At 63.6% G+C, this 26,501-nt stretch carries 31 protein-coding genes; 19 read left to right on the top strand and 12 right to left on the bottom strand.

Features of this window, described 5'->3' with window-relative positions; all coding sequences use genetic code 11:
- Positions 1-60: 60 nt before the first annotated feature.
- From V1479_RS17935 to V1479_RS17925, 3 genes are all read right to left on the bottom strand, one after another.
- Positions 61-1,632, bottom strand: coding sequence for an ABC transporter substrate-binding protein (locus V1479_RS17935; RefSeq protein ID WP_368804147.1), 1,572 nt, complete (start codon positions 1,630-1,632; stop codon positions 61-63).
- A 201-nt stretch (positions 1,633-1,833) separates the two neighbouring features.
- Positions 1,834-2,046, bottom strand: coding sequence for a cold-shock protein (locus tag V1479_RS17930; protein ID WP_148916006.1), 213 nt, complete (start codon positions 2,044-2,046; stop codon positions 1,834-1,836).
- Positions 2,047-2,218: 172 nt separating this feature from the next.
- Positions 2,219-3,322 carry a hypothetical protein gene (locus V1479_RS17925; protein WP_368804146.1) on the bottom strand — a complete coding sequence of 368 codons (1,104 nt, stop codon included), beginning with the start codon at positions 3,320-3,322 and terminating at the stop codon, positions 2,219-2,221.
- Between the two features lie 208 nt (positions 3,323-3,530).
- Here V1479_RS17925 and V1479_RS17920 point away from each other — a divergent pair, with 208 nt between their 5' ends.
- Positions 3,531-4,334: a DUF2189 domain-containing protein gene (locus V1479_RS17920; protein WP_368804145.1), complete on the top strand. Its 804-nt coding sequence runs from the start codon at positions 3,531-3,533 to the stop codon at positions 4,332-4,334.
- On the opposite strand, the gene V1479_RS17915 is transcribed toward V1479_RS17920, so the two are convergent.
- A complete protein-coding gene (locus V1479_RS17915; protein WP_368804144.1) occupies positions 4,331-5,071 on the bottom strand; it encodes an NIPSNAP family protein in 741 nt (246 codons plus the stop codon). The two genes, V1479_RS17920 and V1479_RS17915, sit on opposite strands and share 4 nt — an antisense overlap.
- A 193-nt stretch (positions 5,072-5,264) precedes the next feature.
- Here V1479_RS17915 and V1479_RS17910 point away from each other — a divergent pair, with 193 nt between their 5' ends.
- From V1479_RS17910 to V1479_RS17890, 5 genes are all read left to right on the top strand, one after another.
- A complete protein-coding gene (locus V1479_RS17910; RefSeq protein WP_368804143.1) occupies positions 5,265-6,878 on the top strand; it encodes an AMP-binding protein in 1,614 nt (537 codons plus the stop codon).
- Entirely contained in the window at positions 6,875-7,126 is a 252-nt protein-coding gene (locus V1479_RS17905; RefSeq protein WP_173192660.1) for an acyl carrier protein, read from the top strand. The genes V1479_RS17910 and V1479_RS17905 overlap by 4 nt, the downstream gene beginning before the upstream one ends.
- 91 nt (positions 7,127-7,217) lie before the next feature.
- Positions 7,218-8,072: a hypothetical protein gene (locus V1479_RS17900; RefSeq protein WP_368804142.1), complete on the top strand. Its 855-nt coding sequence runs from the start codon at positions 7,218-7,220 to the stop codon at positions 8,070-8,072.
- 348 nt (positions 8,073-8,420) lie between these two features.
- Positions 8,421-8,633, top strand: coding sequence for a cold-shock protein (locus V1479_RS17895; RefSeq protein ID WP_173192664.1), 213 nt, complete (start codon positions 8,421-8,423; stop codon positions 8,631-8,633).
- Between the two features lie 171 nt (positions 8,634-8,804).
- A complete protein-coding gene (locus V1479_RS17890; RefSeq protein WP_368804141.1) occupies positions 8,805-9,230 on the top strand; it encodes a BA14K family protein in 426 nt (141 codons plus the stop codon).
- A gap of 32 nt (positions 9,231-9,262) precedes the next feature.
- Here V1479_RS17890 and V1479_RS17885 read toward each other — a convergent pair whose 3' ends face one another.
- From V1479_RS17885 to V1479_RS17875, 3 genes are all read right to left on the bottom strand, one after another.
- Positions 9,263-9,904, bottom strand: coding sequence for an MBL fold metallo-hydrolase (locus V1479_RS17885; RefSeq protein ID WP_368804140.1), 642 nt, complete (start codon positions 9,902-9,904; stop codon positions 9,263-9,265).
- Between the two features lie 96 nt (positions 9,905-10,000).
- Positions 10,001-10,276, bottom strand: coding sequence for a hypothetical protein (locus V1479_RS17880; protein WP_368804139.1), 276 nt, complete (start codon positions 10,274-10,276; stop codon positions 10,001-10,003).
- 113 nt (positions 10,277-10,389) lie between these two features.
- Positions 10,390-11,283: a branched-chain amino acid aminotransferase gene (locus tag V1479_RS17875; protein WP_173192672.1), complete on the bottom strand. Its 894-nt coding sequence runs from the start codon at positions 11,281-11,283 to the stop codon at positions 10,390-10,392.
- Positions 11,284-11,530: 247 nt separating this feature from the next.
- On the opposite strand from V1479_RS17875, the gene V1479_RS17870 reads away from it, so the two are divergent.
- The 3 genes from V1479_RS17870 to V1479_RS17860 are packed head-to-tail and all read left to right on the top strand — an operon-like array spanning position 11,531 to position 14,270.
- Positions 11,531-12,064 (top strand): MarR family winged helix-turn-helix transcriptional regulator, encoded by a 534-nt coding sequence (locus V1479_RS17870; RefSeq protein WP_173192674.1) that lies wholly within the window; start codon positions 11,531-11,533, stop codon positions 12,062-12,064.
- Between the two features lie 41 nt (positions 12,065-12,105).
- Entirely contained in the window at positions 12,106-12,810 is a 705-nt protein-coding gene (locus V1479_RS17865) for a response regulator (RefSeq protein WP_368804138.1), read from the top strand.
- 47 nt (positions 12,811-12,857) lie between these two features.
- Entirely contained in the window at positions 12,858-14,270 is a 1,413-nt protein-coding gene (locus tag V1479_RS17860; protein WP_368804137.1) for an ATP-binding protein, read from the top strand.
- A 6-nt stretch (positions 14,271-14,276) separates the two neighbouring features.
- Here the strand turns inward: V1479_RS17860 and V1479_RS17855 are convergent, their stop codons facing one another.
- Positions 14,277-14,972, bottom strand: a complete 696-nt coding sequence (locus V1479_RS17855) for a fumarylacetoacetate hydrolase family protein (protein ID WP_368804136.1) — start codon at positions 14,970-14,972, stop codon at positions 14,277-14,279.
- A gap of 156 nt (positions 14,973-15,128) precedes the next feature.
- Here V1479_RS17855 and V1479_RS17850 point away from each other — a divergent pair, with 156 nt between their 5' ends.
- From V1479_RS17850 to V1479_RS17835, 4 genes are read left to right on the top strand one after another with little or no spacing between them, the layout of a single operon-like run.
- Entirely contained in the window at positions 15,129-16,157 is a 1,029-nt protein-coding gene (locus tag V1479_RS17850; protein ID WP_368804135.1) for an ABC transporter substrate-binding protein, read from the top strand.
- Positions 16,154-16,966 (top strand): ABC transporter ATP-binding protein, encoded by an 813-nt coding sequence (locus V1479_RS17845; protein ID WP_368804134.1) that lies wholly within the window; start codon positions 16,154-16,156, stop codon positions 16,964-16,966. The genes V1479_RS17850 and V1479_RS17845 overlap by 4 nt, the downstream gene beginning before the upstream one ends.
- On the top strand, positions 16,963-17,814 hold the full coding sequence (locus V1479_RS17840) for an ABC transporter permease (protein ID WP_368804133.1): 852 nt from the start codon (positions 16,963-16,965) through the stop codon (positions 17,812-17,814). Before V1479_RS17845 ends, V1479_RS17840 begins: the two co-directional genes overlap by 4 nt.
- A 37-nt stretch (positions 17,815-17,851) precedes the next feature.
- Positions 17,852-18,553, top strand: coding sequence for a GntR family transcriptional regulator (locus tag V1479_RS17835; RefSeq protein WP_368804132.1), 702 nt, complete (start codon positions 17,852-17,854; stop codon positions 18,551-18,553).
- Positions 18,554-18,561: 8 nt separating this feature from the next.
- Here the strand turns inward: V1479_RS17835 and V1479_RS17830 are convergent, their stop codons facing one another.
- The 4 genes from V1479_RS17830 to V1479_RS17815 all read right to left on the bottom strand — a co-directional run bounded on the left by V1479_RS17830 (position 18,562) and on the right by V1479_RS17815 (position 20,687).
- Positions 18,562-19,146: an AAA family ATPase gene (locus tag V1479_RS17830; protein ID WP_368804131.1), complete on the bottom strand. Its 585-nt coding sequence runs from the start codon at positions 19,144-19,146 to the stop codon at positions 18,562-18,564.
- Positions 19,147-19,164: 18 nt separating this feature from the next.
- Positions 19,165-19,524 carry a tRNA-binding protein gene (locus V1479_RS17825; RefSeq protein WP_368804130.1) on the bottom strand — a complete coding sequence of 120 codons (360 nt, stop codon included), beginning with the start codon at positions 19,522-19,524 and terminating at the stop codon, positions 19,165-19,167.
- Between the two features lie 11 nt (positions 19,525-19,535).
- Positions 19,536-20,036, bottom strand: a complete 501-nt coding sequence (locus V1479_RS17820) for a type III secretion system chaperone family protein (protein WP_173192689.1) — start codon at positions 20,034-20,036, stop codon at positions 19,536-19,538.
- A gap of 342 nt (positions 20,037-20,378) precedes the next feature.
- Positions 20,379-20,687, bottom strand: a complete 309-nt coding sequence (locus V1479_RS17815) for an accessory factor UbiK family protein (protein ID WP_368804129.1) — start codon at positions 20,685-20,687, stop codon at positions 20,379-20,381.
- A gap of 147 nt (positions 20,688-20,834) precedes the next feature.
- Here V1479_RS17815 and lgt point away from each other — a divergent pair, with 147 nt between their 5' ends.
- From lgt to V1479_RS17785, 6 genes are all read left to right on the top strand, one after another.
- Positions 20,835-21,680: a prolipoprotein diacylglyceryl transferase gene (lgt, locus tag V1479_RS17810; RefSeq protein WP_368804128.1), complete on the top strand. Its 846-nt coding sequence runs from the start codon at positions 20,835-20,837 to the stop codon at positions 21,678-21,680.
- Positions 21,677-22,765, top strand: a complete 1,089-nt coding sequence (locus V1479_RS17805) for a class I SAM-dependent methyltransferase (RefSeq protein WP_368804127.1) — start codon at positions 21,677-21,679, stop codon at positions 22,763-22,765. The genes lgt and V1479_RS17805 overlap by 4 nt, the downstream gene beginning before the upstream one ends.
- A 100-nt stretch (positions 22,766-22,865) precedes the next feature.
- The gene (gene pgeF / locus V1479_RS17800) at positions 22,866-23,660 is read left to right on the top strand and encodes a peptidoglycan editing factor PgeF (RefSeq protein ID WP_368804126.1); all 795 of its coding nucleotides are present in this window, start codon (positions 22,866-22,868) and stop codon (positions 23,658-23,660) included.
- On the top strand, positions 23,660-24,811 hold the full coding sequence (locus V1479_RS17795) for a M24 family metallopeptidase (RefSeq protein ID WP_173192696.1): 1,152 nt from the start codon (positions 23,660-23,662) through the stop codon (positions 24,809-24,811). The genes pgeF and V1479_RS17795 overlap by 1 nt, the downstream gene beginning before the upstream one ends.
- Before the next feature lie 61 nt (positions 24,812-24,872).
- Entirely contained in the window at positions 24,873-25,454 is a 582-nt protein-coding gene (locus tag V1479_RS17790; protein WP_368804125.1) for a hypothetical protein, read from the top strand.
- A gap of 112 nt (positions 25,455-25,566) precedes the next feature.
- Positions 25,567-26,499: a ribose-phosphate pyrophosphokinase gene (locus V1479_RS17785; RefSeq protein ID WP_368804124.1), complete on the top strand. Its 933-nt coding sequence runs from the start codon at positions 25,567-25,569 to the stop codon at positions 26,497-26,499.
- The last annotated feature ends 2 nt before the right edge of the window (positions 26,500-26,501 follow it).

Below are 26,501 nucleotides of genomic sequence, written 5' to 3'. Positions count from 1 at the left end.
GGAATGCGGCGCCGATATTCCGATGGATGTCGATGCGTGTTCAGCGTCGACTTCCTCACCTCACCTTTTGACCTGCACCCATCTCAACATAAAGAAATTGTCGGGCCGCTGGACGACGTCGATGGCGTCGCGTGCGGCCCAGACCAGGGGCTCCACGTAAAGCGGGACATAGGTCATGTCGTCCTGCACGATGCCGGCGATCTCATCGAGCATTGCCTGCCGTTTTGCGGCATCGAGCTCCTGCTGCACCATGGGCAGCAGTTCATCGACCCGTGCATTGGAATAGCCGCCGAAATTCCAGGTTCCGAGCGTATTGGACGGCGTGTGGACCAGGAAGCGGATCGGGTGCTCGGCATCGAAGGTGCCGGGCGACCAGCCAAGCAGGAACACGTCGAAACGGTCCTCGCGCAGCTCGGTCCAGTATGTGCGCACGGGCATCGTCTCCAGCTGCGCCTTAAGCCCAACTGCAGCCAGCATGCCGGTGATCGCCTGGCAGACGGCATCGTCGTTCAGGTAGCGGTCGTTGGTGCATCGCAGGCTGAAGGAGAAGCCTTCCGGATATCCGGCTTCGGCAAGCAGGGCGCGCGCCGCATCGGCGTCGTAGGCTGGGCGCGAAGAATGCGCGGTCGAATAACCAGATAGCCCCGCCGGGACGAGCTGGCTGGCAGGTTCCGCCATGCCGTTCATCAAAACGCGGTCGATCGCATCGACATTGATGGCGCTGGCCACGGCCCGCCGCACACGCACGTCCTGGAACGGGTTCTTGCCCGTGGTTTCGAGGGAACCGTACAAGGCCGCGTGATCGTGGGCGAAGCCGAGCACGATCACGCGCGCTTCGAGGCCTTCCAGCGTCTTTATCCCGTCGAGCGAGCGCAATCGTTCGGCGTCCTGCACCGGCACGCTCTGCAACATGTCGATCTCTCCGGAGACAAGCGCGGCGATCGCGGTGGCAGCGCTGCCGATCGGCGTGAAGACGGCTTCGGTGACATTGTGCTGCGGCTCGTCCCACCACTCTTCGTTTACGGCAAGGCGGGTCTGCACGTCGGGGTCGCGCGCCGCGAGCTTGAACGGTCCGGTTCCATTGGTGTTAAGCGTCGCGAATGTCGGCTGGTCCTTGGCGGGCATCGTCGAGTTGTTCGCGGCGGCCCAGTCGCGATCCATGATCATCCAGTTCGCGATGCTCTCGGGAAAGATCGGATCCGGCGCCTTGGTCACGAAATCGACGGTGTAGTCGTCGACGACGCGCACCTCCTGCACAGGCGCGAACCAGGAGCGCACATCGGACTGTTCGGAGATGCCCCGCTCGTAAGAGAAGAGCACGTCGTCGGCAGTGAAATCCGATCCGTCGTGAAACTTGACGCCCTGCCGCAGCACGAAGCGCCAGCCGTCCTCATCTTCGAGCGGCTTCCATTCGGTCGCCAGCGAGGGTTCGATCGACATGTCGGGCGCACGACGCACCAAGCCCTCATAGATATTGTTGAGGAACGATGTCACCGGCGCGAGATTCGCCGCATGCGGGTCCATGGTCTGTGGGTCCGTGGTCGCCGACCAGCGAAACGTTTCCGCGTGAGCGTTCGCCGACAATGAAACGCCGAGCGCAAGCGCAGCAGCCGTGAAAATCCTTGAATTCATTGGTCCCTCCACTGCCCACATGCAGCCGCTTTCGTGAGCCTTTCGCACAATCTGCAAGCTATCTTGTCGCCCAAGGCAAATCCAAAGGGAAATCACGCGCGCGTCAGCGCGCGGTCAGATAGAGCCAGACCATAAAAAAAGCGGCGCGATTTCTCGCGCCGCTCTTGCAAACCGCCGTGCCGGTGACCCGGCACGATGCCCTTAGGCTGCGGACAGGTTCACTGCCTTCGGACCCTTGCCCATACGGTCGGGCTCGACGTCGAAGGAAACCTTCTGACCGTCGACGAGGGTACGCAGGCCGGAGGCCTCGACAGCGGAAATGTGGACGAAAACGTCCTTCGCGCCGTCGTCAGGCGTGATGAAGCCGAAGCCTTTGGTTGCATTGAAAAACTTTACGGTGCCGGTCTGGGCCATGGGGGGAAAGCTCCTGTTCCCTTTGGTAAGCTGCGTCTGCGCGACATGCGCAGGGTCGCCGTCGAGAGTTCACGATGTCGGGGAAAGGTCGTCCTAAACGGTCCAGTCTCCGGGTCAGCAAATGCCCGAACGTCAGCGTTATTCGCACGAAATCAACGAAAATACAAGCACCTCAACGTTTGCCCGGAGGCACATTTCCATCCAGCAGCGGAACGAAGGGCTCCTCGGAAACGGGTGGCGGCGGGGCGTCAGCCACGCTTGCCTGCTCGGCCGGCTTCTGATCGGTCGCGGAAGCAGGCGCCGGCCGGCGCTGCACCTCGGCAACGATGGCCAGCAGCGAAGCGAAATCGCGCGCCATCGGCTCCAGATGCGCCTTGTAGTCGACCTGCCTGTCCAGTGGCGGCAATTCAAAGAAATCCTTGTCGCTGGGCAGCATCAGGAAGAATTCGGCCTGGCGCACGGCAAGGCGCGGGCTTCCCCGCCGCCACCGCTCGTTCACCCAGCCCAGAACGTCGCCCAGCCCCCCGGCAAAGAGCGCCCGCGCCTCCTCACGCCTGTCGCTGCGAAATTCGTAAAACTGGTCGAGCGGGGTGCGGCTGAAGACCGTTTCCAGCCGGTCGCCGCCAAAGAAAGCCGACAACGACCGCATCAGGTCGCTGAACGGCTGCATCAGGCTTGGCTCCGGCTTGCGCACCGCAACAAGGGTGCCCGGAAAACTGTCCCGAACACCGCAGCAGAGCACCACCCCCTTGAAAAGCACGATCGTCGACGACTTGTTTCTGCGCGACAGGGTCATCTCGCAGATTTCGAAATGCTTGCCGTCGAGCCGGCCGGTGATGATGTCGCCGAATTCGGTGTGATTGTAGTCGCCCTTGAGCACGGCTGGAAGGCGCCGAAAACTTCCCGGTTCGTATCCATGCGAATACCGCAACCCGTTCACGAAACCGAACATCACCGGCAGGATGTGATCGCGAAAGCCCTGCTGCGTATCGACACCGACCCGGTGCGCGAAGCGGTGTACCCCCACCCCGCCGACGATGGCCGCAATACCGCCGCCGATCAGGAGGATCAACGCGACTTTCTCCGGCATGGAGCTGAAATTGGCGATGATGAAATAGAAGACCACCGCGCAGGCAAGCACGTAACTCCCGAGCAGCATCGGCACCCGACGACCGATCTCGGCCTGGGCATGGCGCCGCCGCTCATTGTAGTTGGCGACGTCCTTCTCTATCGCGGCGATCGTTTCGGCGTTAGGCAGATATTCGTCGGCATTCATGGTGACGCCCCGCGCAATGCTTGTTCATCATATCATCCGGACAGCGGCGTGAGTAGCGGTGACGCCCAGAGCGGACGCGACGTGCAACGGGAACTATGCTATCTTCACCAAAGAACGGGTTGTGGGTCGCGTGCGGCCATCCTCCCGGGCGGGGTTCGCGAAGCTGGCCGCAGACCACGACCGCAAACAAGCGGTTGGAGGAATGGTCATGACGAACTTTCATGTCTACGCCGGAGCAGAGGGCGCCCCGGCCTATCCGGATGTGCGTTCAATCGAGATCGGCGACCTCTATGACTGCCTGCGGGCAGGCTACGAGGATTTCATGGCGAAGCCCTCGCACATCATCTTCCTCATCGTGATGTATCCGCTGATCGGCGTGGTGCTCGCCGCCTGGACCTCGGGCGCAAACGCGCTGCCGATGCTGTTTCCGCTCGCGTCCGGCTTTGCCCTGCTCGGTCCGTTCGCGGCAATCGGCCTCTACGAGATCAGCCGCCGCCGCGAAGCGGGCATGGACACGTCATGGCGCCATGCACTCGAACTGCGCCACTCGCCGGCCCTGCCCTCGATCGCCGCGGTTGGCGCCATGCTGTTTGCCGTGTTCATCGCCTGGCTGCTGACCGCACAGGCACTCTACTCAGCGATATTCGGCCCGGAGCCGCCTGCTTCGTTCGGCAACTTCCTGTCGCAGCTCTTCTCGACGTCCGAAGGGTGGACATTGATCCTCGCAGGCAATGCCATCGGTTTCGTCTTCGCGGTGGTGGTGCTGTCGACGACGGTGGTGGCGTTCCCGCTGCTTGTCGACCGAGATGTCGGCGCGTGGGCGGCGATCTACACCTCGGCCAGGGCCGTCATGGCAAATCCCCTGCAGATGCTCGCCTGGGGTTTCATCGTCGCGCTGTTGCTCGCGCTCGGCAGCCTGCCGCTCTTTGCCGGCCTCATTGTCGTCATCCCGATCCTCGGCCATGCCACCTGGCATCTCTATCGCAAGGTGGTGGTGGAGGAACGCGGCTAACGCAGCAGGGAACGCGCGGTCGGGGCGAGCCTCAGCCGCGCGACCGGAGTGCGGCGCGCAAGCTCTGCCAGCACCGCTGCGCCGGGCGGCGTATCCTGCAAGCGCTCGAACCCGTTCTCGCCGGCCACCCGTATCAGCGTCACAAACACCGATACGTCTTCCCGCACCGGCAGTCTGGGAAACGTGTTTTCGGAGGTTTCCGTGACCAGGCTTGCCACGGTCTCGCCGCCGACGGCCTTAAGCGCTGGCACGAACGCGTCCCGGTACCAAGCCACGAAACCGTCGAGATCACCGGGATCCACGGGGCATATGAGCGCCTCGAAATTGCAAGCCGGCGACATCGACACCGCCTGCTGTGGCCGGTTCCTCGGATCGAGCGCCCCGAGAGTGTCTCCGCCGCAGGGACGGAGCAGAAGCACATCGTCGAAATCGATCATCGTCGCATTCGCGGCGGCACTGTGCGCGGCCCAGACTGGCCCATCATAAAACAAGGCAAGTGCTGCGGCCCGGCTTTCCATGCCGGAAAACCCGCGCAGCCAGACGAACCGGTCGGGCCGGTCGAGATCGCGGAACTGTCCCAGCACGGATATGCCGCAAACCTCCTGCGTTTCGACGAATTCGCGGTCGAACAGGTCGATCAGCGTATCGCGCGCACCCGGATGCAGGGTGTATTGGCGCAGCTCGACGACGGCGGTTTGAACCGTTTGGCTGGCTGGTTCTGTAGCGGAAAGGTGCATGGGTTTCCTGGTCTACGTGCTTATCGGAGCCACGCCGATACCACCCCGCGCGGCCGGCATCCTGTCAGGAGACTGGGCGGAAAGTCCGGCGTCAGCGTTCGATTAAGGTTAAGAATAACCTAAAGTTGCGGTGCCGCGCGGCGCTGCGCTATGGGATGGCATACACTCTCACCGCGGAATGCAGGCAGAAGCGATGGCCCAGAGCTACAACATTTCCGCCGGCTTCATTCAGTCGACGCAAGACCATCACGATCGCCCGTTCTATTGCGACGCGGCCCACAACCTGACCTATGGCGAGATGGGCGCGATTGTCCGGCGCCTGGCCTCCTGGTTTTCGAGTGGCGGTCGCCCGCGACGTGTCGGCATCCTCGCGACGCGCAGCCTTGAAGCCTATGCGGGCATGCTGGCAGCCGGCCTTGCAGGCGCCGCCTACGTCCCGCTCAACCTGAAATGGCCCGAAGAGCGCATCATCGCGCTGTTGAACGCGCTGTCGCTTGACGCGTTGGTCGTCGACGCAAAGGCGGTGGCTCTGTTGACGCCAGCGGTCCTGGCGGCGGCGCCCGACAGGATCGTGATTGCAGACGGCGCGCCTGCCATCGAGCCCCGGGCCGGACAGGAGATCGTCCGGCTGGCCGCCGTGGATGCCCCGCCGCTGGTCGCTCCTGCTCAGGTCGATCCGGACGATCTCGCCTACATCATCTTCACCTCCGGCACGACCGGCATGCCGAAGGGCGTGATGATCTCGGCCGCCTCTTTGAGCAGCTACCTCGAGCAGAGCCGCGGCTGGACGAAGCTCACGCCGGATGACCGGCTGGCCGAAACCTGCGACGTCACCTTCGACCTGACGGTGCACAACCTGTTCCTGTGCGTCGAGGCGGGTGCGTCGCTGCATGTGATGTCCGCGCTGGAAATGCTCGCACCGGGGCGTTTCGTGCGGGCCCGTGAAATCACGGTTTGGCTGTCAGTGCCGACGCTCGTGGCGATGATGCGCCGCAACGGTTCGCTCAAGCCCGGCATTTTCCCAAGCATGAGGCTCTCGCTGTTCTGCGGCGAGCCGCTGCCGGCTGCGGCCGCGCAGGCCTGGGCGGAAGCGACCCCCAACGGCGTGGTAGAGAATATTTACGGACCGACTGAGGCAACCGTCGTCTGCATGCGCCAGCCCCTGACGGAGCCGGCCGTCGTCACCCCGAGCCGCGGCATAATCGCCATCGGCACGCCGTTCGAGACCATGGAGGTGGCGATCCTGGGTGACGACATGCGCCCGCTGCCCGATGGCGAACCCGGCGAAATCGCGCTCTCCGGCCCCCAACTCGCGGTCGGCTATTTTAATGCGCCGGAACAGACGGCCGACCGCTTCCGCGAGATCGACGGCAAGCGCTGGTATCTGACCGGGGATCTCGGCGTGCGCGACGGCGACGGTGTATTCCACCATCTCGGCCGCACCGACAACCAGATCAAGCTCAAGGGCAACCGGATCGAGCTGGAAGAGGTGGAGATGCACCTGCGCCGCGCCGCCGGCAGCGACATGGTTGCCGTCGTGGCCTGGCCGGTCGTGGACGGTTCGGCGCAGGGGCTGGTCGGCTTTTGCAGCAGCCCGCTCGACGCAGAGACCATCGCGGGTGCGATGGTCAAGACGCTGCCGCGCTATATGATGCCGGATCCGATCCATATCGTCGATTCGCTGCCGGTCAACGTCAATGGCAAGGTCGACCGGCGCGCTCTGGTGGCGAGGCTGGACGAAATGGAAAAGGCGGGTGAGCCGGCGCAGCCGCGCCCCCAAATGGCAACGGCGGGAGGCATGTCGTGACAGAACTGGCGAGCGCGCGCATACGCGAAACGATTTTTTCCGTGCTGGCACAGCGTGGCCAGCCTGCGGTGGCCGAGGACGAGCCGCTGTTCTCCACGGGGCGTCTCGATTCCCTGGCAGCGACCGAGGTTCTGACGATGCTCGAGGCTGACTTCGGCATCGACCTCGCGGACGAGGATTTCGACATCCTCCAGATCGATACGCTGCGCGATATCGAGGCTCTTCTCTCGACCCGCAAGGCGGCGTAGCTGTCCGTCAACCTTTTCGGCTCATAATGAATACTCGGGCGGCGGGCTTTTCCCGCCGCGGCTTTTTTTGGACGATGCCGTCGAGGATGTTTTGAAACTGCGGCCGATAGAAATTGGCGACGCTGGCAAGGCCGCCGCACTGCTGGCCGAAGGCTTTCCCAGCCATTCGCACGAAGCATGGGCTGGAACCGTCCAACGCCTGTTCGCCCATGCGCAAGAGATCGGCGAAACCTCCATCGGCCAGTTCGTCATGGCCGGAGGCGACGAGATTGGGCTGTGCCTGGCGATCCCGTCATATCGCACCGCCTATACGGACCAGCCGACCAGGATCGTGAATCTGGCCTCATTCTTTCTGAGGCCCGGCAGCGAATGGATGGCGCCGCTGCTCATGCGTCGCCTCACAGCCGACCGAAGCGTCGAATACACCGACCTCACGGCGTCGCCATCCATGCGCAAGATCAACCGGCAGACCGGTTTTGTCGATCATTCAGAAGGGTCCGTCTTCATACCGGTACCAGTTGCCGCCTTGCGCGCGGGGCGTGGGGCAAGGGTCCTTCCGCTCGGCTCAATCCGTCCGGGCGCATTGCCCGACGCACATATCCGGCTGCTGGAGCAACATGCCGCGCTTGGCAGCATTGCGGTTGCGCTTGAAGTCCACGGGACGTGCCACCCGCTGATCCTCACATCCTCGCCGCGCCGCCGCATGCCGAGCGCCCGCGTCATTCTGGTGCGCGATCGCCAGCTGATCCGCAAAGGCCTGGGTCCCATTGCCAGGCACCTGATGAAACGGGGGTTCGCTTTCCTCGAATTCGACGCCCGCGCCAAAGTCGGCTTTCCGGAGGCGATTTTCCGCACGGAAGTCGCGCCTGTCCAGTCGACGAGAGACACCGCGGACGAAGCGATCGACCATACCTTCTCCGAGATGGTATTCCTGCGCCCCGGCTGAAACACTGCCGCGAGCGAAGTACTTCAAATCCAAGGTGTTATCAAAACGGCGCACCGCAGGTGAACGGGCGCGGTCACAAATCTTTTGCTTGCCCGATGCTCCAAAATGAAGGAAGGTTTCTTCCGTTCGGGCGTTTGCCGGCCCGGAGACTGGAATAGGATACCCCGGTGCAAGTGCAGTTTATCGAGCTTATCACCTGCCATGTCGCCCGGGACGACCGCGGAACAAGAGGGTTCCGGCAAGGCCCCGACGCGAGGAAAGCTGTTTCTTCTCCCCCAGTAAAGGCGCGAGATTGAGCGGGATTGACACCCCCGCAAGAGACAACAAGTGGGAGATAAGGAGCTTCCCATGCCCCAGAGCGGAACCGTGAAATTCTTCAACCATGCCAAGGGCTTTGGCTTCATAACGCCTGACGACGGCCAGAAGGATGTGTTCGTGCACATCTCTGCCGTGCAGGCATCCGGCCTGCCCGGGCTCGAGGACGGTCAGAAAGTGTCCTTCGAAACCGAGCCCGACAAGCGCGGCAAGGGCCCCAAAGCCGTCAATCTGACGGTCCTCTAGCAGGGTCATAGCTGCAACCTGGATCAATTGGATGCGCCGGGTCTCCGGCGCATCTGTTTCAGCCTGTCAGCGAGAGTGATCGCTCGTTCAGGTGCCGTTCAGCCGGCGAAGCCTAAATTTCTCCTCAAGCACGCGCTAAACAACGCGCATTGGCTTTTGGAGATGAACGGCATGACAAGTCTCTTGAAGAAATCGGCGATTGCCGGCCTCATTGCGGCAACGGCAATGACTGCGGCTATGCCTGCCGCGCAGGCGGGCGAACGGTGGCGCCACCGGGATCGCGGCGGCGATATGCTGGCCGCGGGTGTGCTCGGCCTCGCCACTGGCGCACTCATCGCAGGCGCTGCACAACCTGCCCCGATCTACCGTGAACGCTACTACGACGACGGCTATTACGCTCCTCCCCCGGTGGTTTATGAGCGTCCGGTCCGGGTCTACGAGCAGCCACGCCGGGTGTATGTCGAACGTTACGCGACATACGAGCCGTGGACGGATGAGTGGTACCGCTATTGCTCGGACCGCTATCGTTCCTTCGATCCGTCCAGCGGGACGTTCGTCGGATATGACGGGGTTCGCCGGTTCTGCGAAGCCAACTGATTGAAAAAGGCCCGGCATTGCCGGGCCTTTCTTCAAACCAGGAACGGATTTCCACGCCGCTCGTCGCCAAAGCGGCCCCCGGGTCCATGACCGCAGATGAAGCCGACATCATCACCCAGCGGCAGCAATTTTTCCTTGATTGAGCGAATGAGGGTATCGTGGTCACCGCCCGGCAGATCGGTGCGACCGATCGAGCCGTGAAAGAGAACGTCGCCCACATGGGCGAATTTCGCCGCCCGATTGTAGAACACGACATGTCCCGGCGCATGGCCCGGGCAATGCAGCACCTCGAAATCATGCCCGGCAAACGAGACGGTCTCGCCTTCCTGCAAATAGCGGTCGGGCGTGCAGTTGCGGACCCGATCGGGCAGGCCGAACATCTGCGCCTGGCTTTCCAGGTTCGAGAGCAGTGAAGCATCCGCCTCGTGCGGCCCGACGATGTCGACGTCGAGCGCTTCCTTGAGCGCCATCGCACCGCCGGCATGGTCGATATGGCCATGGGTGATCCAGATCGCCTCGATCGCCAGCCCGTTATCGTTGATCGCGGCAAGGATCCGCTCGACCTCCCCGCCCGGATCGATCACCACCCCGCGCTTCTCACTCTCGTCGAAAAGGATCGTGCAGTTCTGCTGAAACGGCGTGACGGTAATGATGCCGGCTCTCAATTCGCCCATGGTTGTCTCCTCTGTTACGCCACACATGGAGAGGGCGCGGGTCAACGAAAAGGGCGGCCGCGAGGCCGCCCTCGATTTCAGCTAGAGCGGGCCGGATCAGCGATTGCCCATCTGCTTCATGACCATGCCGACGATACCGGTCAGCACGGCACCGCCCGCGCCGCCACCGATCACATCGCCCAGAATGCCGCCGAGCGCGCCGGCGTCGCCGCCCATCCCGCCAAGCAGCAAGCCGCCGCCGAGACCGCCCACACCGCCGGAGATGATCTTGATGACCTGGCTCATGTCGACCTGCTTGAGCGCAGCGCCGACCGCCTGGCCGCCGATGATCCCCGTCACGACCTGAATGATGATAGGAAGAAGCGCTTCCATATGAAGTTTCCCTCTATAACACCGGCGCGAGTCTCGCCGGCGTCGGAAGTGGAAACCCGAATTCGACTAAAGTCAAACGGAGCGACGACCTGTGGTTGCGAAGAAATGACGGCCTATTCGGCCGCCACCGCCTGCTTCGGCTGCACCTCGGCCATGTAATCTTCCATCAGGGTCTTGGCGATCTCGCCGACCTCGAAATTATAGGGGCCGATCTCCGAGACCGGCGTGACCTCTGCCGCCGTTCCGGTCAGGAACGCCTGCTCGAAACCCTCGAGTTCTTCCGGCATGATAGCCCGCTCGATGACTTCGAGGCCGCGCGCCTTTGCAAGGCCGATAACCGTGCGACGGGTGATGCCGTCGAGGAAGCAGTCCGGCGTCGGCGTATGGATCTTGCCGTCCTTGACGAAGAAGACGTTCGCACCCGTCGCCTCGGCAACCTGCCCGCGCCAGTCGAGCATCAGCGCGTCGGCATAACCCTTTGCTTCGGCTGCATGTTTCGACAGCGTGCAGATCATGTAGAGGCCGGCGGCCTTCGAGCGTGACGGCGCCGTGCGCGGGTCGGGACGGCGGTATTCCGCCATGTCGAGCCGGATGCCCTTCAGCTTCTGCGCGGGATCGAAATAGCTCGGCCACTGCCAGATGGCGATCGCGCAATTGATGCGATTGTTCTGGGCCGAGACGCCCATCATCTCCGAGCCGCGCCACGCGATCGGGCGGACATAGGCGTCTGCGAAACCCTGCATGCGCAGGAGAGTGCGGCAGGCATCGTCGATCTCGGCAACCGAGTAGGGAATGGTGAATCCGAGGATGCGGGCGGACTCGTGCAGACGCTCGGTATGCTCGGTCAGCTTGAAGATCTCGCCGCCATAGGCGCGCTCGCCCTCGAACACGGCGCTGGCATAGTGCAGCCCGTGGGTCAGTACGTGAATCTTGGCCTCCGCCCATTTGACGAATTCGCCATTCATCCAGATGTGACCTTCAAGCTGGTCGAAAGGAACGGATGCCATAGAAGTCTCCCTAGGGGCGCAAGGCCCTGTTTTCATTGGACGTGCGGTGCGGGATCGCCTAACCGGATACGCCGGACCGCAACTTTATGCCGAAAGCGAGGCGAGTTGAAGGAAGTTCCGGGCAAACAGCCCCTGGCTTTTCTTTTCGTTCGCATTCCGGCCGAAAGATTGGCAAAAATTACCATCGGACCGAATTTATGTCAACAAGGCTGACATAAATTCGGCGAACAGGAACGACGAGCAGGATATGACGCAGCATCCGGAGCGAAACGAGGACCCGATAAAATCGGCGTTGACGGGCGAAGACGGCATCGACTTCGCCATCATCGAGCTGTTCTTTTTCGCCTATCGCGACTTCACCTCCGACCCCGACCAGATCCTTGGCGAATACGCTTTCGGCCGTGCCCACCATCGCGTCCTGCACTTCGTCAACCGCAGGCCGGGACTCACCGTTGCCGAGCTTCTCGACGTGCTCAGGATCACCAAGCAGAGCCTCGCGCGGGTGTTAAAGCAGCTGATCGACACCGGCCACATCGTGCAGGTGCAGGGTCCGCGCGACAGGCGCCAGCGCGAGCTTTACCCCACCGCCAAGGGCCGCGGGCTTGCACTTGCGCTGGCAGCGCCCCAATCCCGCCGCATCGCCGCTGCATTGGCGGAAGCGGCACCTGGCGACCGCGCCGCAATCGAGCGGTTTCTCCTAGGCATGGTCAATCCCGAGCAGCGCGCGCAGATCGACGATCAGACAGCGACCGGGGATGACCGGCGCAGGGAGGCAGGCTAGGATCGCCGCAGGGTGGGGCATTGCACTTGAAGGACTTGCCTATGACGCAGGATTCGCATGTACCGGGCGACGATGCCCCCCATCTGCTCGTGGTCGACGACGACACCCGCATCCGCACCCTGCTGAAGCAGTTCCTGAGCGAAAACGGCTATCGCATCACCGTGGCCGGCAATGCGGACGAAGCACGGCGCAAGTTGGCAGGGCTGGATTTCGACCTGATCGTGCTCGATGTGATGATGCCGGGCGAGAGCGGCGTGCAGCTTACGAAGTCGCTGCGCGAGCAAAAGAACGTGCCGATCCTGATGCTGACCGCGCTGTCGGAGACTGACAGCCGGGTGGCCGGCCTCGAAGCCGGCGCGGACGACTACCTGCCCAAGCCGTTCGACCCGCGCGAGCTGCTGCTGCGGCTCAACAACATCCTGCGTCGCGGCGGCCCGCAGCAGACGCCGAAGGTGGAGCAGATCGTCTTCGGGCCCTACACGTTCCAGATCGCCCGGCGCGAACTCAAGCGTGGCGGCGAAATCTTGAAGCTGACCGACCGCGAACAGGAAATACTGGTCATCTTCGCCGAGCGGGCGGGCGACACCATCCCGCGGCACGAGCTGGTGGGCTCGGACGCGGAGGTCGGCGAGCGCACCATCGACGTGCAGATCAACCGCCTGCGACGCAAGATCGAGCGCGACCCGTCCAACCCGGTGTGGCTGCAGACGGTGCGCGGTGTTGGATACAGGCTCAGTGTCGAATAGACTGATGCCCCAGATGTGCCCTTGAAACCGGGCGCGGGAAAAGGCTGATGGCGAGTTCCGACACACCGGCGCGCGATAAGTCAGAACGGGCCGGCGGGTACCTGCGTCCGTTTGCCGGCCTGTGGAACGGGTTCGGCCGCGTCTGGCGGGTCGTCGCGCGCTATCTGCCCAAGCGCCTCTATGCGCGTTCGCTCATCATCGTGATCGCGCCGATGATCCTGCTGCAATCCGTGATCGCCTTTGCCTTCATGGAGCGGCATTGGCAGACGGTGACCCAGCGCCTTTCGGCTGCGGTGACACGCGACATCGCAGCCGTCATCGACATGATCGAGACCTATCCGCCCGGTGACAACTATGCCGACGTGATTCGCATCGCCCAAGAGCGGCTGCAGCTCAAGATCGACATACTGCCGCCCGATCCCCTGCCCGCCCCCGGCCCCAAGCCGTTCTTCTCGATCCTCGACTACTTCCTGAGCCAGCAGATCAACCAGCAGATCAACCGGCCCTTCTGGATCGATACGGTCGGCGCCTCCAACATCGTGGAAATCCGCGTCCGGCTGGAAGACAAGGTGCTGCGCGTCTTCGCCCGCCGCAGCCAGACCTACGCCTCCAACACGCACATCTTCCTGTTGTGGATGGTCGGCAGCTCGCTGGTGCTCATCGGCATCGCCGTCGCTTTCCTGCGCAATCAGATCAGGCCGATCCTGCGCCTTGCAGAAGCCGCGGAGAGCTTCGGCAAGGGACGGCCGACGCCGAGCGACTTCCGGCCGCGCGGTGCGGAAGAGGTCCGGCGCGCCGGTGCTGCGTTCATACAGATGCGCGAGCGCATCGAGCGACAGATCGAGCAACGCACCGCGATGCTCACAGGCGTCAGCCACGACCTGCGCACCATCCTCACCCGCTTCAAGCTGCAGCTTGCTCTGGGCGGCTCGAAGATGGACCGCGAAGCGCTCGACCAGGATATCGACGACATGCAGTCGATGCTGGAGGGCTATCTCGCCTTCGCTCGCGGCGAGGCAGGCGAGGATACCGGCCAGTTCGACATTGCCGCATTCATGGAGAAGCTGTCGGAAGAAGCGAAGCTGCGCAAGCGCACGCTGACGACGTACCTGACCGGCAATCCGGTCGTCTATGTGCGGCCCAATGCCTTCTCGCGCCTGCTGTCGAACGTCGTGGGGAATGCGTTCCGTTACGCAAAGACCGTGAGCATCAAGGCGACCCACGCGCGCGGGTCGCTGCTAGTCATCGTCGACGATGACGGCCCCGGCATACCGGCGGAAAAACGCGAGGAGGTCTTCAAGCCCTTCTACCGGCTGGACGACGCCCGCAACCAGGATTCCGGCGGCACGGGCCTCGGCCTGTCCATCGCGCGTGACATCGCCCGCAGCCATGGCGGCGACATCACGCTCGATGAAAGTCCGCTCGGCGGCCTGCGTGCCGTTATCCGTATCCCGGCCTGACGCCGATCAGGCCGGGCGCTCGCCGATCTTCACCGTCAGAGGCTCGAGCCCATCGATGGTGCCGACCAGTTCGTCGCCCGGCTGCACGGGTCCGACGCCATGCGGCGTGCCGGTGAGGATAATGTCGCCGGCCTTGAGCTCGAACAGCGTCGACAGGTTCGCGATGATCTCCGGCACGCGCCAGATCAGCAGCTCGATGTCGGATTCCTGCTTGGTCTCGCCATTGACGGTCAGCTTGATCGCGCCCTTGGAGATGTGGCCGACCTTTTCAACCGGCGAAAGCGGTCCGCACGGGCAGGACTGGTCGAAAGACTTGGCGATCTCCCACGGCTTGCCGTTGCCCTGGATGTCGCGGCGGGTCATGTCTAGACCCGCGCCATAGCCCCAGATGTGGTTCAGCGCATCGCTCTCGGCGATGTTGTAGCCGCCCGACTTGAGCGCAATGACCATTTCCATCTCATGATGGAAATTCTCGGTGATCGTCGGATAGGCGATCGTGGAACCGCTCTCCACCACCGAATCCGTCGGCTTCTGGAAGAAGATCGGGGGATCACGATCCTCGTCGCCGCCCATCTCGCGAACGTGCGCGACGTAGTTTCGACCGACACAATAGATGCGTCGTACCGGGAAGCGCTCCTTGCTGCCCGCTACAGCCAGGCTGGCCTGTTCGGGCGCGTCGATCACATATCCGTTGCTGGCCATCGTCTCCTCCTTGGTGAAGCCATGTCGGCTGGCATAATGCACATTAAGAAAGGCCGCGCATCAAAAAATAGGTTTTTGACAGTCGGAGTAAGAAATGTAGATTATGTGAGCCGCAGGGTCGGGAGGATCCTGCAAGGCGAACAGGGAGGAATGACCATGAAAACGGGTTCGGATCTTTGCCGCGCCGCGACGGCGGCGCTCGCGCTTTCCATCGCATCTCTGACGGGCGTCACGGGCGCTGCCTATGCGCAGGACAAGAACATAACCATCGTCGTGCCGAATCCCTCGGCCATCAACAATTTCCCGCTGCACGTCGCGATCGGCGAAGGCTACTTCGAGGAAGCAGGCATCAACGTCACCGTCGAGGCGGTCAACGGCTCGGCATCCGTGCTGCAATCCATGGCGGCAGGCCAGGCGCAGATCGGCAATCCCGGTCCCGGCCCGCTTCTCGGTGCCAGGGCACGCGGCGAGGATGTCGTCTTCATTTACAACCAGTTCCCGAAATCGATCTTCGGGCTCGTCGTGCGTGAGGAATCCGAGGTCCAGGGCCCGGCTGACCTCAAGGGCACGGTGGTCGGCGTCGGCACGGCCGACGGCGCGGAAGTTGGCTTCAGCCGCGCGATCCTGACCGATGTCGGCCTTGCCGAAGGCACCGACTACGAGTTCCTGGCAATCGGCGACGGCGGTACTGCGGCAGCGGCGTTCCTCAATGACGAGGTCTCATCCTACGCGGCCGCAGTCAGCGACGCCGCCATCATCGAATCGCGTGGCATTCCCCTTCGCGAGATCACGCCGGAAGCCTACCTTTCCTATTTCGGCAATGGCTGGGCGGTGACCCGCAGCTATCTCGATGAAAATCCGGACGTCATCGAGGCCTTCGGCAAGGCGCTCGTGAAGGGCACCAAATTCGGCATGGACCCCGCCAACAAGGACAAGGTGCTGGAGCACACCACGGCCGGCAACCCGCAGGAAGGCGAGGACCGCGAATTCGCCGAAGCGCTGCTGGCAGCCATCCAGGACCGCATCACGCCGCTCGACATGTCCAACGGCTATGGCTACCAGCCGCCGGAGCACTGGCAGATGTGGCACGACAGCTCGGTTGAATCCGGCGCGCTGTCGGCACCGCTCGACGACCTCGAAGCGGCCTACACCAACCAGTTCGTGGAAGCGTGGAACGCGGAATGACCGTCCTTCCACGGACAGATGCCATGACGGCCGGCTCGCAGAGCCGGCCGGTCTACGAGCTCTCCGGCGTTGCCAAGAGCTATGCGCGAGGCAATCTGCGCGCGCTCGACCGTGTCGACCTGACGTTGCGCGAAGGCAGCTTCTCCTCGGTGATCGGCCCGTCGGGCTGCGGCAAGTCCACGCTGCTGAAGATCATGGCGGGGTTGATCCCGCCATCGGAGGGCGGCGTCTATCTGGAGGGCACCCCCGTCACAGGCACGCGCGAGGACATCGGCATGATGTTCCAGCAGGCGACGCTTTTTCCGTGGCGCACGGTGCTGGAGAATATCGTCCTGCCGATTGAGATCCGCGACGGCAAGGCGGCAGCCCGCGCCAAGCATCGCGATGCGCTTGCCTTGCTTGAACTGGTCGGGCTTAAAGGCTTCGAAGGTCGCTGGCCGCATGAGCTGTCGGGCGGCATGGCCCAGCGCGCTGCCATCTGCAGGATGCTGGTGACGGAGCCGGCGGTGCTGCTGCTCGACGAGCCCTTCAGTGCGCTCGACGAGCTCTCGCGCGACTTCATGAACATGGAGTTGCAGCGCATCTGCATGGAGCGCAACGCCACCGCCTTCCTCATTACCCATTCGATTCCCGAGGCCGTGATCCTGTCGGATACGGTCTACGTCATGTCGCCGCGCCCGGGGACGTTCGTGGAGACGGTCGAGATCGACCTGCCTCGCCCGCGCACCCTCGACATGATGACCGACGCCAAGTTCGGCGACTACGTACGCCGCATCCGTGCGCGACTCGACAAGGGAGCTTTCCTGTGACCATCGCGACCGACCCGCAGGCTCGACGTCCCGACACGGTCTGGACCGAGCATGTAACCTTTATCGACCGCATACCGCGCTCCATCGCGATGGCCGGCATCATGATCGCCTTTCTGGCGATGTGGCAGCTTGTCCACATTTCCGGGCTGGTTTCGCCGATCATCCTGCCGGGGCCGTGGGAGACCGGCGAGGACATCGTCTTCGTCGCGAAGAACCTCGCCAGCGGCGGCTACATGCTGGGCGCGCTCTGGATCACGGTCAAGGAAGTCATCTACGGCTTCGCCATCGCGCTTGCGATCGGCTTCACGCTGGGCGTGCTGGTCGGCGAGTTCACCTTCGGCGAGCGTGCCGTGTTGCCGTATCTCGTGGCCATCGACACAATGCCGAAAGTGGCTTTCGCGCCGATCTTCCTCGCCTGGCTCGGCTTCGGCATCTCCTCCAAGGTCGCGCTCGCGGCCTTCATCGCCACCTTCCCGATCGTGGTCGGCACGGCGGCTGGCCTGCACGCAGCCGACGAGAACGCGCGCGCCCTCTTCCGGACCATGGGCGCGAGCCGCTGGCAGACGCTGTTCAAGATGAAGCTGCCGCTCGGCATGCCGCAGATGTTCACCGGCCTGAAGATCGCCGCAGTCGGTGTCATGGCTGGTGCGATTACCGGGGAGTTTCTCGGTGGCGGCAAGGGTTTCGGCGAGCTGATCCGCGTTGCCGCCTCGCAGCTCAACACGCCGCGTGTCTTCTCTCTCATCATCTTCCTGAGCCTGCTCGGCCTCGCTCTCTTCTGGACGGTGGTCTGGCTGGAGCGCCGTCTCGTATTCTGGCAAAGGTCCGGTGCTGGAAAATTCGGCTGACGCGTGGCACGGGAGCACGAAAACTGCGGAACGCTGCATGGCATTGAACGAAACAGAGATTGATGCCGCCGGGCGCGGGGAAAAGACGACGGCGGCGACCGCCGTCTACCGTCAGCTCCGCCAGGACATTCTCAAGGGCAATTTCAAGCCCGGCCAGAAGCTGCAGATCGACCAGGTGGCAACGCGCTACGGCAGCGGCACCAATCCGGTGCGCGAGGCGCTCAACCGCCTCTCGTCGGAACATCTAGTCGATCGGCACGACCAGCGCGGCTTCTTCGTGCCGCCGCTGTCGATGGAGCGCCTGCGCGAACTGGTGAAGACACGCTGCTGGCTGGAATCGATCGCGCTGGAAGAATCAATCGCCAACCGCACTCCCGGCTGGGAGGATGGCATCGTCCTGACTTTCCACCACCTTTCCCGCACACCGATCCGCACGCCGGAGGAAGGCGGCGACAACTCCGAATGGGAAGTCAGGCACCGGGCGTTCCATAACGCGCTGATTTCCGGCTGCGGATCGACATGGCTGATCGGCTTCTGCAACGAGATGATGGATCACGCAGAGCGCTACCGCTACATTTCCATGAGCACCTATCCGCGCCGCGATTCCGTCGTCGAGCACCGGCTGATCATGGAGGCTGCGCTCGATGGCGACGTGGAGCTGGCGACGACGCGGCTGACCGATCAGTACCGGCTCACCCTGCGCCATCTCGAGGAACAGGTGGCCGCCGCCGGCGGCTGACCGCCCTCTCAGGCCGGCAGATTGGCGATCACGAAATCCGCCCGCTCGGCGACCGACGCTTTCGGCACCTCCACCAACTCGTAGCCGGCGGCGAGATAGCCGTCGACAAGCGCATCATATTCGCGGCATGCATCCTCGAAAGATTTCGAGCGCTCTGCCTCGTCGACATAGATTTTCCGCCAGGGCGGCGTGACGAAGACGGAAGGTGCGTAGCGATAGGTCTCGACCGCGCGGCGCAGGTGTGCCGGAACATCGAGCCCTTTCATTTCGAGAAACGACGTGAGGTCGACAAGCGAGCGGTCGAAGAAGATGGCGCGTTCGCTGGGGGCTGTGGTGTTGAACAAGTGCATAGTGCGCGATGCGGCAAGGGCGACGAACTGCGTTGCATCGGTCCATGGCAGCGCGTCACCGCCCAGATGCATCTGCTCGCGTACGATCTGCCGGCCGGCCTCGGGGCAGACCGCGTAGCCACGATCAGCCAGCGCGCCGAGGAGCGTCGACTTGCCGCCACCGGAACATCCTGTGAGCACCACTGCCTGACGGCTGGCGACCAGCGCCGGATTGCCGGGCAGATAGGCATCTTCGTCGAGCATGATGGTTGTAGAGCTTGGCTAGAAAAGCTTGCCGCCGTTAGGCACCGGCTTGTCGATCGCGGCGAGCACAACCTCGCCATCCTCGTCTGGGAAACCGACCGTCAGCACTTCCGACATGAACTTGCCGATCTGGCGCGGCGGGAAGTTCACCACCGCCATCACCTGCCGCCCAACCAGCGTTTCCGGCGTATAGTGTCTGGTGATCTGCGCCGAGGTCTTCTTCTCGCCGATCTCCGGCCCGAAATCGATCCATAGCTTGATCGCCGGCTTGCGCGCCTCCGGGTACGGCTCGGCCGCCACGATGGTGCCGGCGCGGATGTCGACCCGGTCGAAATCGTCATAAGTGATCTCGGGCCTCGGCCCGGCATCCTTGCTCATGGCGATGCCCCTCAGCAGGAGCCCTGCGTCTCGAACAGCACGTTCGAGAGCGCGTCGCGGGCGCTCGATCCCGACCAGATGACGAACTGGAATGCCTGGAAATAGCATTCGCAGGCTTCGAGCGCCGACGACAGCAGCACCTCGACCTGCTGGCTGGTAGGCTCTGCGCCGCCGGCCAGCAGCAGCGCCTGGCGGAACATGATCGCGCCCTCCTGCTCCCACAGGTCGAAATGGCCGAACAGCATCTGCTCGTTGATGAGCGACAGCAGGCGCATCACCTCGAGCGCGCGGTTCTCGGGCACCTTGATGTCGAAGGCGCAGGCCAGATGCAGCGCCTCGAAGTCCTCCATCCAGGAGAAGGAAACGTGATAGTCGGTCCATGTACCGGCGACCGATATGGCGATCTCGTCGTCGCCGGTTCGCTCGAACGACCAGTCGTTCATGTTCGCGACGTGCTCGATGACATCCACCGGGTGGAGGTCGCGCGCTACGTCAAGTTCAAGCAGGTCCATCAAAAGTCTCTTCCCGTCGGTCATGAGGCGGCATTCACGCACACCTGATTACGGAGCACGCGGCACGAGAAATCGGCTACTGAGGAAGGAAGGGAGGCAAGCAACGCATACAAGGCTCTGCCGGTCCCCACCGCCCGGCACATGCGGGCCGCCAAATCGCGTCCCGAATCATGCAACAAATTCAGTCTATTGATGCAGAGTCGCCTGAACACCCCTTTTTTTAGCGGAGTGGCATTCTGCGATGTGGATAGAGATTCAGGGGCTGATTCAAAGCCGGAGTCTAAGCGACTCTCGCCAAAGCGTTTTTCGCAGTGGCCGAATGTGGAAAACTTGACGCGGATTTTACGAAGTTTTTTTGGTCCGCGGCTTCGCAGCGGGCTTTTCGGCCGCCTTGGACGCGCCTCCGCCGAGCTTCGCTTCAAGCTCCGCCACGCGCGCCACCAGCTTTTCGTTTTCCGCGCGCGCTTTCAGCGCCATCTCGCGCACGGCCTCAAACTCTTCCCGCTGAACGATTTCCATCGAGTTGAGGATGCGTTCGGCCTGTCCACGGAACGCAGTCTCGACCTCCTTGCGCATGCCCTGCGCGGCGCCGGCAGCGTCGGTCATCAGCTTGGCGAACTCGTCGAGAATGCGGTTGGGTCCGGTCGACATGGTCAGGGGCCTCGCTGTTTCTTCACATGAGGAAGTAGTGGGCGACGCGGGCGAATGCAAGACACATGGCGTCGCGCCCGCGCCTTGACCTCGCCATGGCCTCGGCTCATATGGTCGCCAACGCAACCGGCAACCGGGGTGCCAGACTTGACCGAACTTCTCCTGCCGCTGGCCGCCCTGCCGTTTCCCGAAATCGACCCCGTCATCGTCCAGATCGGCCCGCTGGCCATACACTGGTATGGGCTGGGCTATGTGGTCGGCATCCTGTTCGCCTGGTGGTATGCGCGCAGGCTGGTCGCCACCGACAGGCTCTGGGCCGGCGGCAAGGCGCCACTGACCGCCGAGGACATCGACGACTTCCTGATCTGGGCTGCCGCCGGCGTCGTGCTCGGCGGCCGCATCGGCTACATCCTGTTCTACGATCTCGCCCGCTACATCGAGCGGCCAGCCGACATACTGGCCGTCTGGCAGGGCGGCATGTCGTTTCATGGCGGGCTGGCAGGCGTCACCGTTGCCATGATCGCGTTTGCCTTCCGGCGCGGCTTCAGCCCCTGGAGCCTGTTCGACACCATCGCTGCAGGCGTGCCCGTCGGCTTCGGTCTGGTGCGCGTCACCAACTTCATCAATTCCGAGCTTTGGGGTCGCCCGAGCGACGTTCCCTGGGCGATGGTGTTCCCCAATGGCGGGCCGGAGCCGCGCCACCCGAGCCAGCTTTACGAGGCGCTGCTTGAAGGGCTTGTACTCTTCATCGTGCTGCGCCTGCTGACCCACTCGGCGCTGAAGCTCAAGCAACCAGGTTTCGTCGCGGGCGCGATGGTGGCCTGCTACGGCGCCGCGCGCATCTTCGTGGAATTCTTCCGCGAACCCGACGCCCATATCGGCTACCTCGTCGGCGGATGGCTGACCATGGGCATGGTGCTGTCCGTGCCGCTCCTCGTCATCGGTATATGGGCGATGCTGCGGGCGAAACGGGCCGCCGCCGCCGCACAATGACGGCACTGAGGCAAAAGCTGATCCGGCTGATTGAGGCCAGCGGCCCGATTTCTGTTTCAGAGTACATGGCCGCCTGCCTGTTCGACCCGCAGGACGGCTACTACACGTCGCGCGAACCCTTCGGCGCTTCAGGCGATTTCATCACCGCGCCGGAGATCAGCCAGATGTTCGGCGAACTGCTCGCGGTCTGGACCTGGTCGGCCTGGTCGGCCAACGGCAAGCCGGTGCCGTCCATCCTAGCCGAGATCGGACCGGGTCGCGGCACGCTGATGGCGGACATGCTGCGCACGCTCGGCCACCTCGACCCGTCCTTCGTGACACTCACACGTGTGGCGATGATCGAGGCGAGCCCGCGCCTGACGGAAATCCAGCGCGGCAAGCTCGAAGCCGGACGTGCGCGGCCGACATGGTACCGGGACATATCGGACCTGCCCGACCTGCCGCTCGTCATCGTCGGCAACGAGCTGTTCGATGCCTTGCCCGTGCGCCAGTTCGTCAAGACGCCGCGCGGCTGGCGCGAGCGCATGGTCGCGCTCGACGATCAAGGTCAGCTCTCGTTCGCAGCCGGTATGAACGGGCTCGACGAGGCCCTGTTGCCTGCAGATGCAGCCGACGCTCCCGATGGCGCGATCGTCGAGCTGGCGCCAGCGCGCGAAGCCCTGATGGATATGATCGCGGCGCGGATTGCAAAGCGAGGCGGCGCCGGCATCTTCATCGACTATGGCCATCTACAGCCAGGCACCGGCGACACGCTGCAGGCGATGCGCGCGCATCAGTTCGACGACGTGCTCGCCAACCCGGGCGAAGCCGACCTGACCTCGCATGTGGACTTTGCGGCACTTGCAGCCGTTGCGCGGGCCCGTGGTCTGGAAACGCGGCTGATGACCCAGGGCGATTTCCTGGTCGGCATGGGGTTGCTGGAACGCGCCGGGGCGCTGGGGGCAAACTGCGACGCCGCGACGCGGGAGCGCCTGGAAGGCGCAGTGCACCGGCTTGCAGGCCCTGATGCAATGGGCACGCTGTTCAAGGTTCTGATGATTATGCCGGAGGGCACAGCGCTGCCGCCGGACATCGCGACGGATTGACTTTTCCCCCTCGCCTGCCCCACGATCCGCGCTCAAACGGTCACCGTGAAAACGACAGGCAATGTTGCGCAACGGTGGCACGAAGGGACAAAGGCGGCGCATGCTGGAAACTGTTCGACCGGACCCGATCCGGTCTCCGGTGCTTGAGAGATTCGCGCAAAGCGGCGTCAGGCACGGGTTCTTCACCCGTGCCGGCGGTGTCTCGGATGGCATCTACAAGGGCTTGAACGCCGGTGTCGGATCGCAGGATTCAGCAGAGAGCGTCACCGAGAATCGCCGCCGCGTTGCGGCATGGATGGGCGTCGGAGCCGACCGGCTGCTGACCCTTTATCAGGTTCATTCGCCCGATGCGCTCGTCGTACGCGAGCCTTTCGGCTTACCGCGACCCAAAGCCGACGCCATGGTCACCGATAGGCCCGGCATTGCGCTCGGCGTACTGGCTGCCGATTGCGGTCCGGTGCTCTACGCCGATAGCGAGGCCGGCGTAATCGGCGCCGCCCATGCCGGCTGGAAGGGCGCGCTGACGGGCGTGCTGGAATCCACGATCGAGGCTATGGAAGGGCTGGGCGCGAAGCGGGAGCGCATCGCCGCCGTGCTTGGCCCATCGATCGGCCCGGAAAACTACGAGGTCGGCCCGGAATTCGTTCAGCGTTTCGTCGAGGCTGATCCGGCGAACCAAGATTACTTCACACCCTCAAAGCAGGCCGGCCACGCGATGTTCGATCTCAACCGCTACACGGTCGAGCGCCTGCTGCGGGCCGGCGTGGCGGCGAGCGCGATCGGCCGTTGCACCTATGCCGACGAGGCCAGTTTCTTCTCCTACCGGCGCGCAACGCACCGCAAGGAGCCCGACTATGGACGCCAGATTTCGGCGATCGTTCTGGAGGACCGCTGATGGCGCTGCATTTCGAAAAGACCGAGTTCGACGCGCGACGTGATCGTCTCATCATCGAGATGGCCGACCGCAAGCTGGATGCCATGCTGCTCTTCGCACAGGAGAGCATGTACTGGCTGACGGGTTACGACACGTTCGGCTTCTGCTTCTTCCAGTGCCTTGTAGTAAAGGCAGACGGCTCGATGGTGCTGATGACGCGCTCGGCCGACCTGCGTCAGGCACGCCACACCTCCATCCTCGACAACATCGTGGTGTGGACGGACCGTGACGGGGCCAATCCGGCCGCCGAACTGCGCAACCTGCTCAACGACATGGATCTGCTGGGCTGCCGCATCGGCGTTGAATATGACACGCACGGCCTGACGGCGAAGAACGGCCGGCTGCTGGACGAGCAGCTCAAGACGTTCGCAACCGCCGAGGACGCCTCCGACATCATGCAGCGGCTGCGCCTGCTCAAGAGCGCGGCCGAGATCGCCAAGGCGCAGAAGGCCGCAGCACTCGCCGACGATGCGCTCGATGCGGCGCTACCGCTCATCAAGCAGGGGGGCGACGAGGGTGCGATCCTTGCCGCCATGCAGGGCGCGGTCTTCGCAGGCGGCGGCGACTACCCCGCCAACGAGTTCATCATCGGCTCCGGCGCCGATGCGCTGCTCTGCCGCTACAAGGCGGGCCGCCGCAAGCTCAACAAGAACGACCAGCTCACGCTCGAATGGGCCGGCGTCTTCCACCATTATCACGCGCCGATGATGCGCACGATCCTGACCGGCAAGGCATCCAAACGGCATCAGGAGCTGTTCGAGGCTGCACGGGAAGCGCTGCTTGCCGTGGAAAAGGCCATGGTGCCGGGCAAGACCTTCGGCGACGTGTTCGATGCACATGCCCGGGTAATGGAAGCGCACGGCCTGACCCGGCATCGGCTCAATGCCTGCGGCTATTCGGTTGGCGCACGCTTCACGCCGTCCTGGATGGACATGCCGATGTTCTATGGCGGCAATCCGGAGCCGATCGCGCCCGACATGACCCTGTTCGCCCACATGATCATCATGGATTCCGACAGCGAAACCGCGATGACGCTCGGCCGGACATATCTGACGACCGATGGGGACCCAAAACCGTTGTCCCGCCATGATCTCGACTTGATCGTACAGTGATTCCATTATGAGGGACGACAACCGGTGCGCCCGCATCCCGGCGCACAGGAGGACTATCGGCATGTCACGCCCGGCCCTTTACACAATGTTGTTCGGCACCGCGCTGGTGCTTTCCGCCTGCACCAGCACGCAGGACGTGCTCGAACCGTCGGCACTCGTCAGCGCCGACACGCCGACCTTGCCGCCGCAGCCGGATTCGCCTTCGGTTGAACCGGCAACACCCGCACCTGCCGCGCAGCCTGCGGCCGGCCAGCAAACCAACGTGGCGGCGATCAGCACCGACGCCCGCGTGCAGTTCGCGCCGGTTGTGGGTGCAGCCAGCGAGGCATCGACGCCTTTGGCAGCACGGCTCACCGCACGCGCGACCCAGCGCGGCATCACGCTGGTGCAGTCCGGCGACAGCTCGGCCACGCTGGTGATGAAGGGCTACTTCTCGACGATCGCCGACGACGGACGCACGACGGTCATCTATGTGTGGGATGTGGTCGACCCCGCGGGCACGCGCATTCACCGTATTCAGGGGCAGGCAACGTCGGCCGCGCGCGGTGAAGGCTGGTCGTCGGTGGACCCGGCAACGATGGAATCGATAGCCGACCGCACCGTCGACGAGCTGGCCAACTGGCTCGTGGCGCGGCCCGGCTGATGCGGCAAAAGCCATTTGCCGAGCGAGATAGAGGGGAAATCGTCCCCTTCGCGCTTGCAATACCGGCTCACACCGGTAAAAGCCCGCTCATATCCTTCGCCGGGGAAATTTCATGAAGCTTTTTGCGGGCAACTCCAACCGGGTGCTGGCCGAAGCCGTCGCCCGCTACCTCAATATCTCGCTGGGCAAGGCCAGCGTCAGGCGCTTCGCCGACCAGGAGATATTCGTCGAGATCCAGGAGAACGTGCGCGGCGAGGATGTTTTCGTTCTCCAGTCGACGTCGTACCCGGCCAACGACCACCTGATGGAACTGCTGATCATGATCGACGCCTTCCGTCGGTCCTCGGCGCGCCGCATCACGGCGGTCATTCCCTATTTCGGCTATGCCCGGCAGGACCGCCGCGCCTCGGGCCGCACGCCGATCTCGGCCAAGCTGGTCGCCAACCTGATCACCCAGGCCGGCGCCGACCGTGTCCTCACGCTCGATCTTCACGCCGGCCAGATCCAGGGCTTCTTCGACATCCCGACCGACAACCTCTTTGCGGTGCCGGTGCTCGCCCGCGACGTGAAGCGCAACTACGAACTGCCGAACGTGATGGTGGTATCGCCTGACGTCGGCGGCGTCGTGCGCGCCCGCGCGCTCGCCAAGCGGCTCGATGCGCTTCTCGCCATCGTCGACAAGCGCCGCGAGAAGCCGGGCGAATCGGAAGTCATGAACATCATCGGCGACGTGCGCGGCAAGGACTGTCTGCTGATCGACGACATCGTCGATTCCGGCGGCACGCTCTGCAATGCCGCCGATGCGCTTCTGGCAAACGGCGCCACCAGCGTCACGGCCTATATCACCCACGGCGTTCTGTCGGGCGGCGCGGTCGCGCGCATCGCCTCCTCGCAACTCAAGGAACTGGTGACCACCGATTCCATCCAGCCGACATCAGGGGTCGAGGCCGCGCACAACATACGCGTCGTCTCGATCGCCGACCTGATCGGCGAGGCGATCTCGCGCACGGCCACCGAGGAATCGGTTTCCAGCCTCTTCGACTAGGC

Source organism: Neoaquamicrobium sediminum, assembly GCF_040970315.1.
Classification (GTDB): Bacteria; Pseudomonadota; Alphaproteobacteria; order Rhizobiales; family Rhizobiaceae; genus Aerobium; species Aerobium sediminum.
Note: the sequence above shows the minus strand (reverse complement) of the source record. Positions and strands in the feature narration are given on the sequence as shown.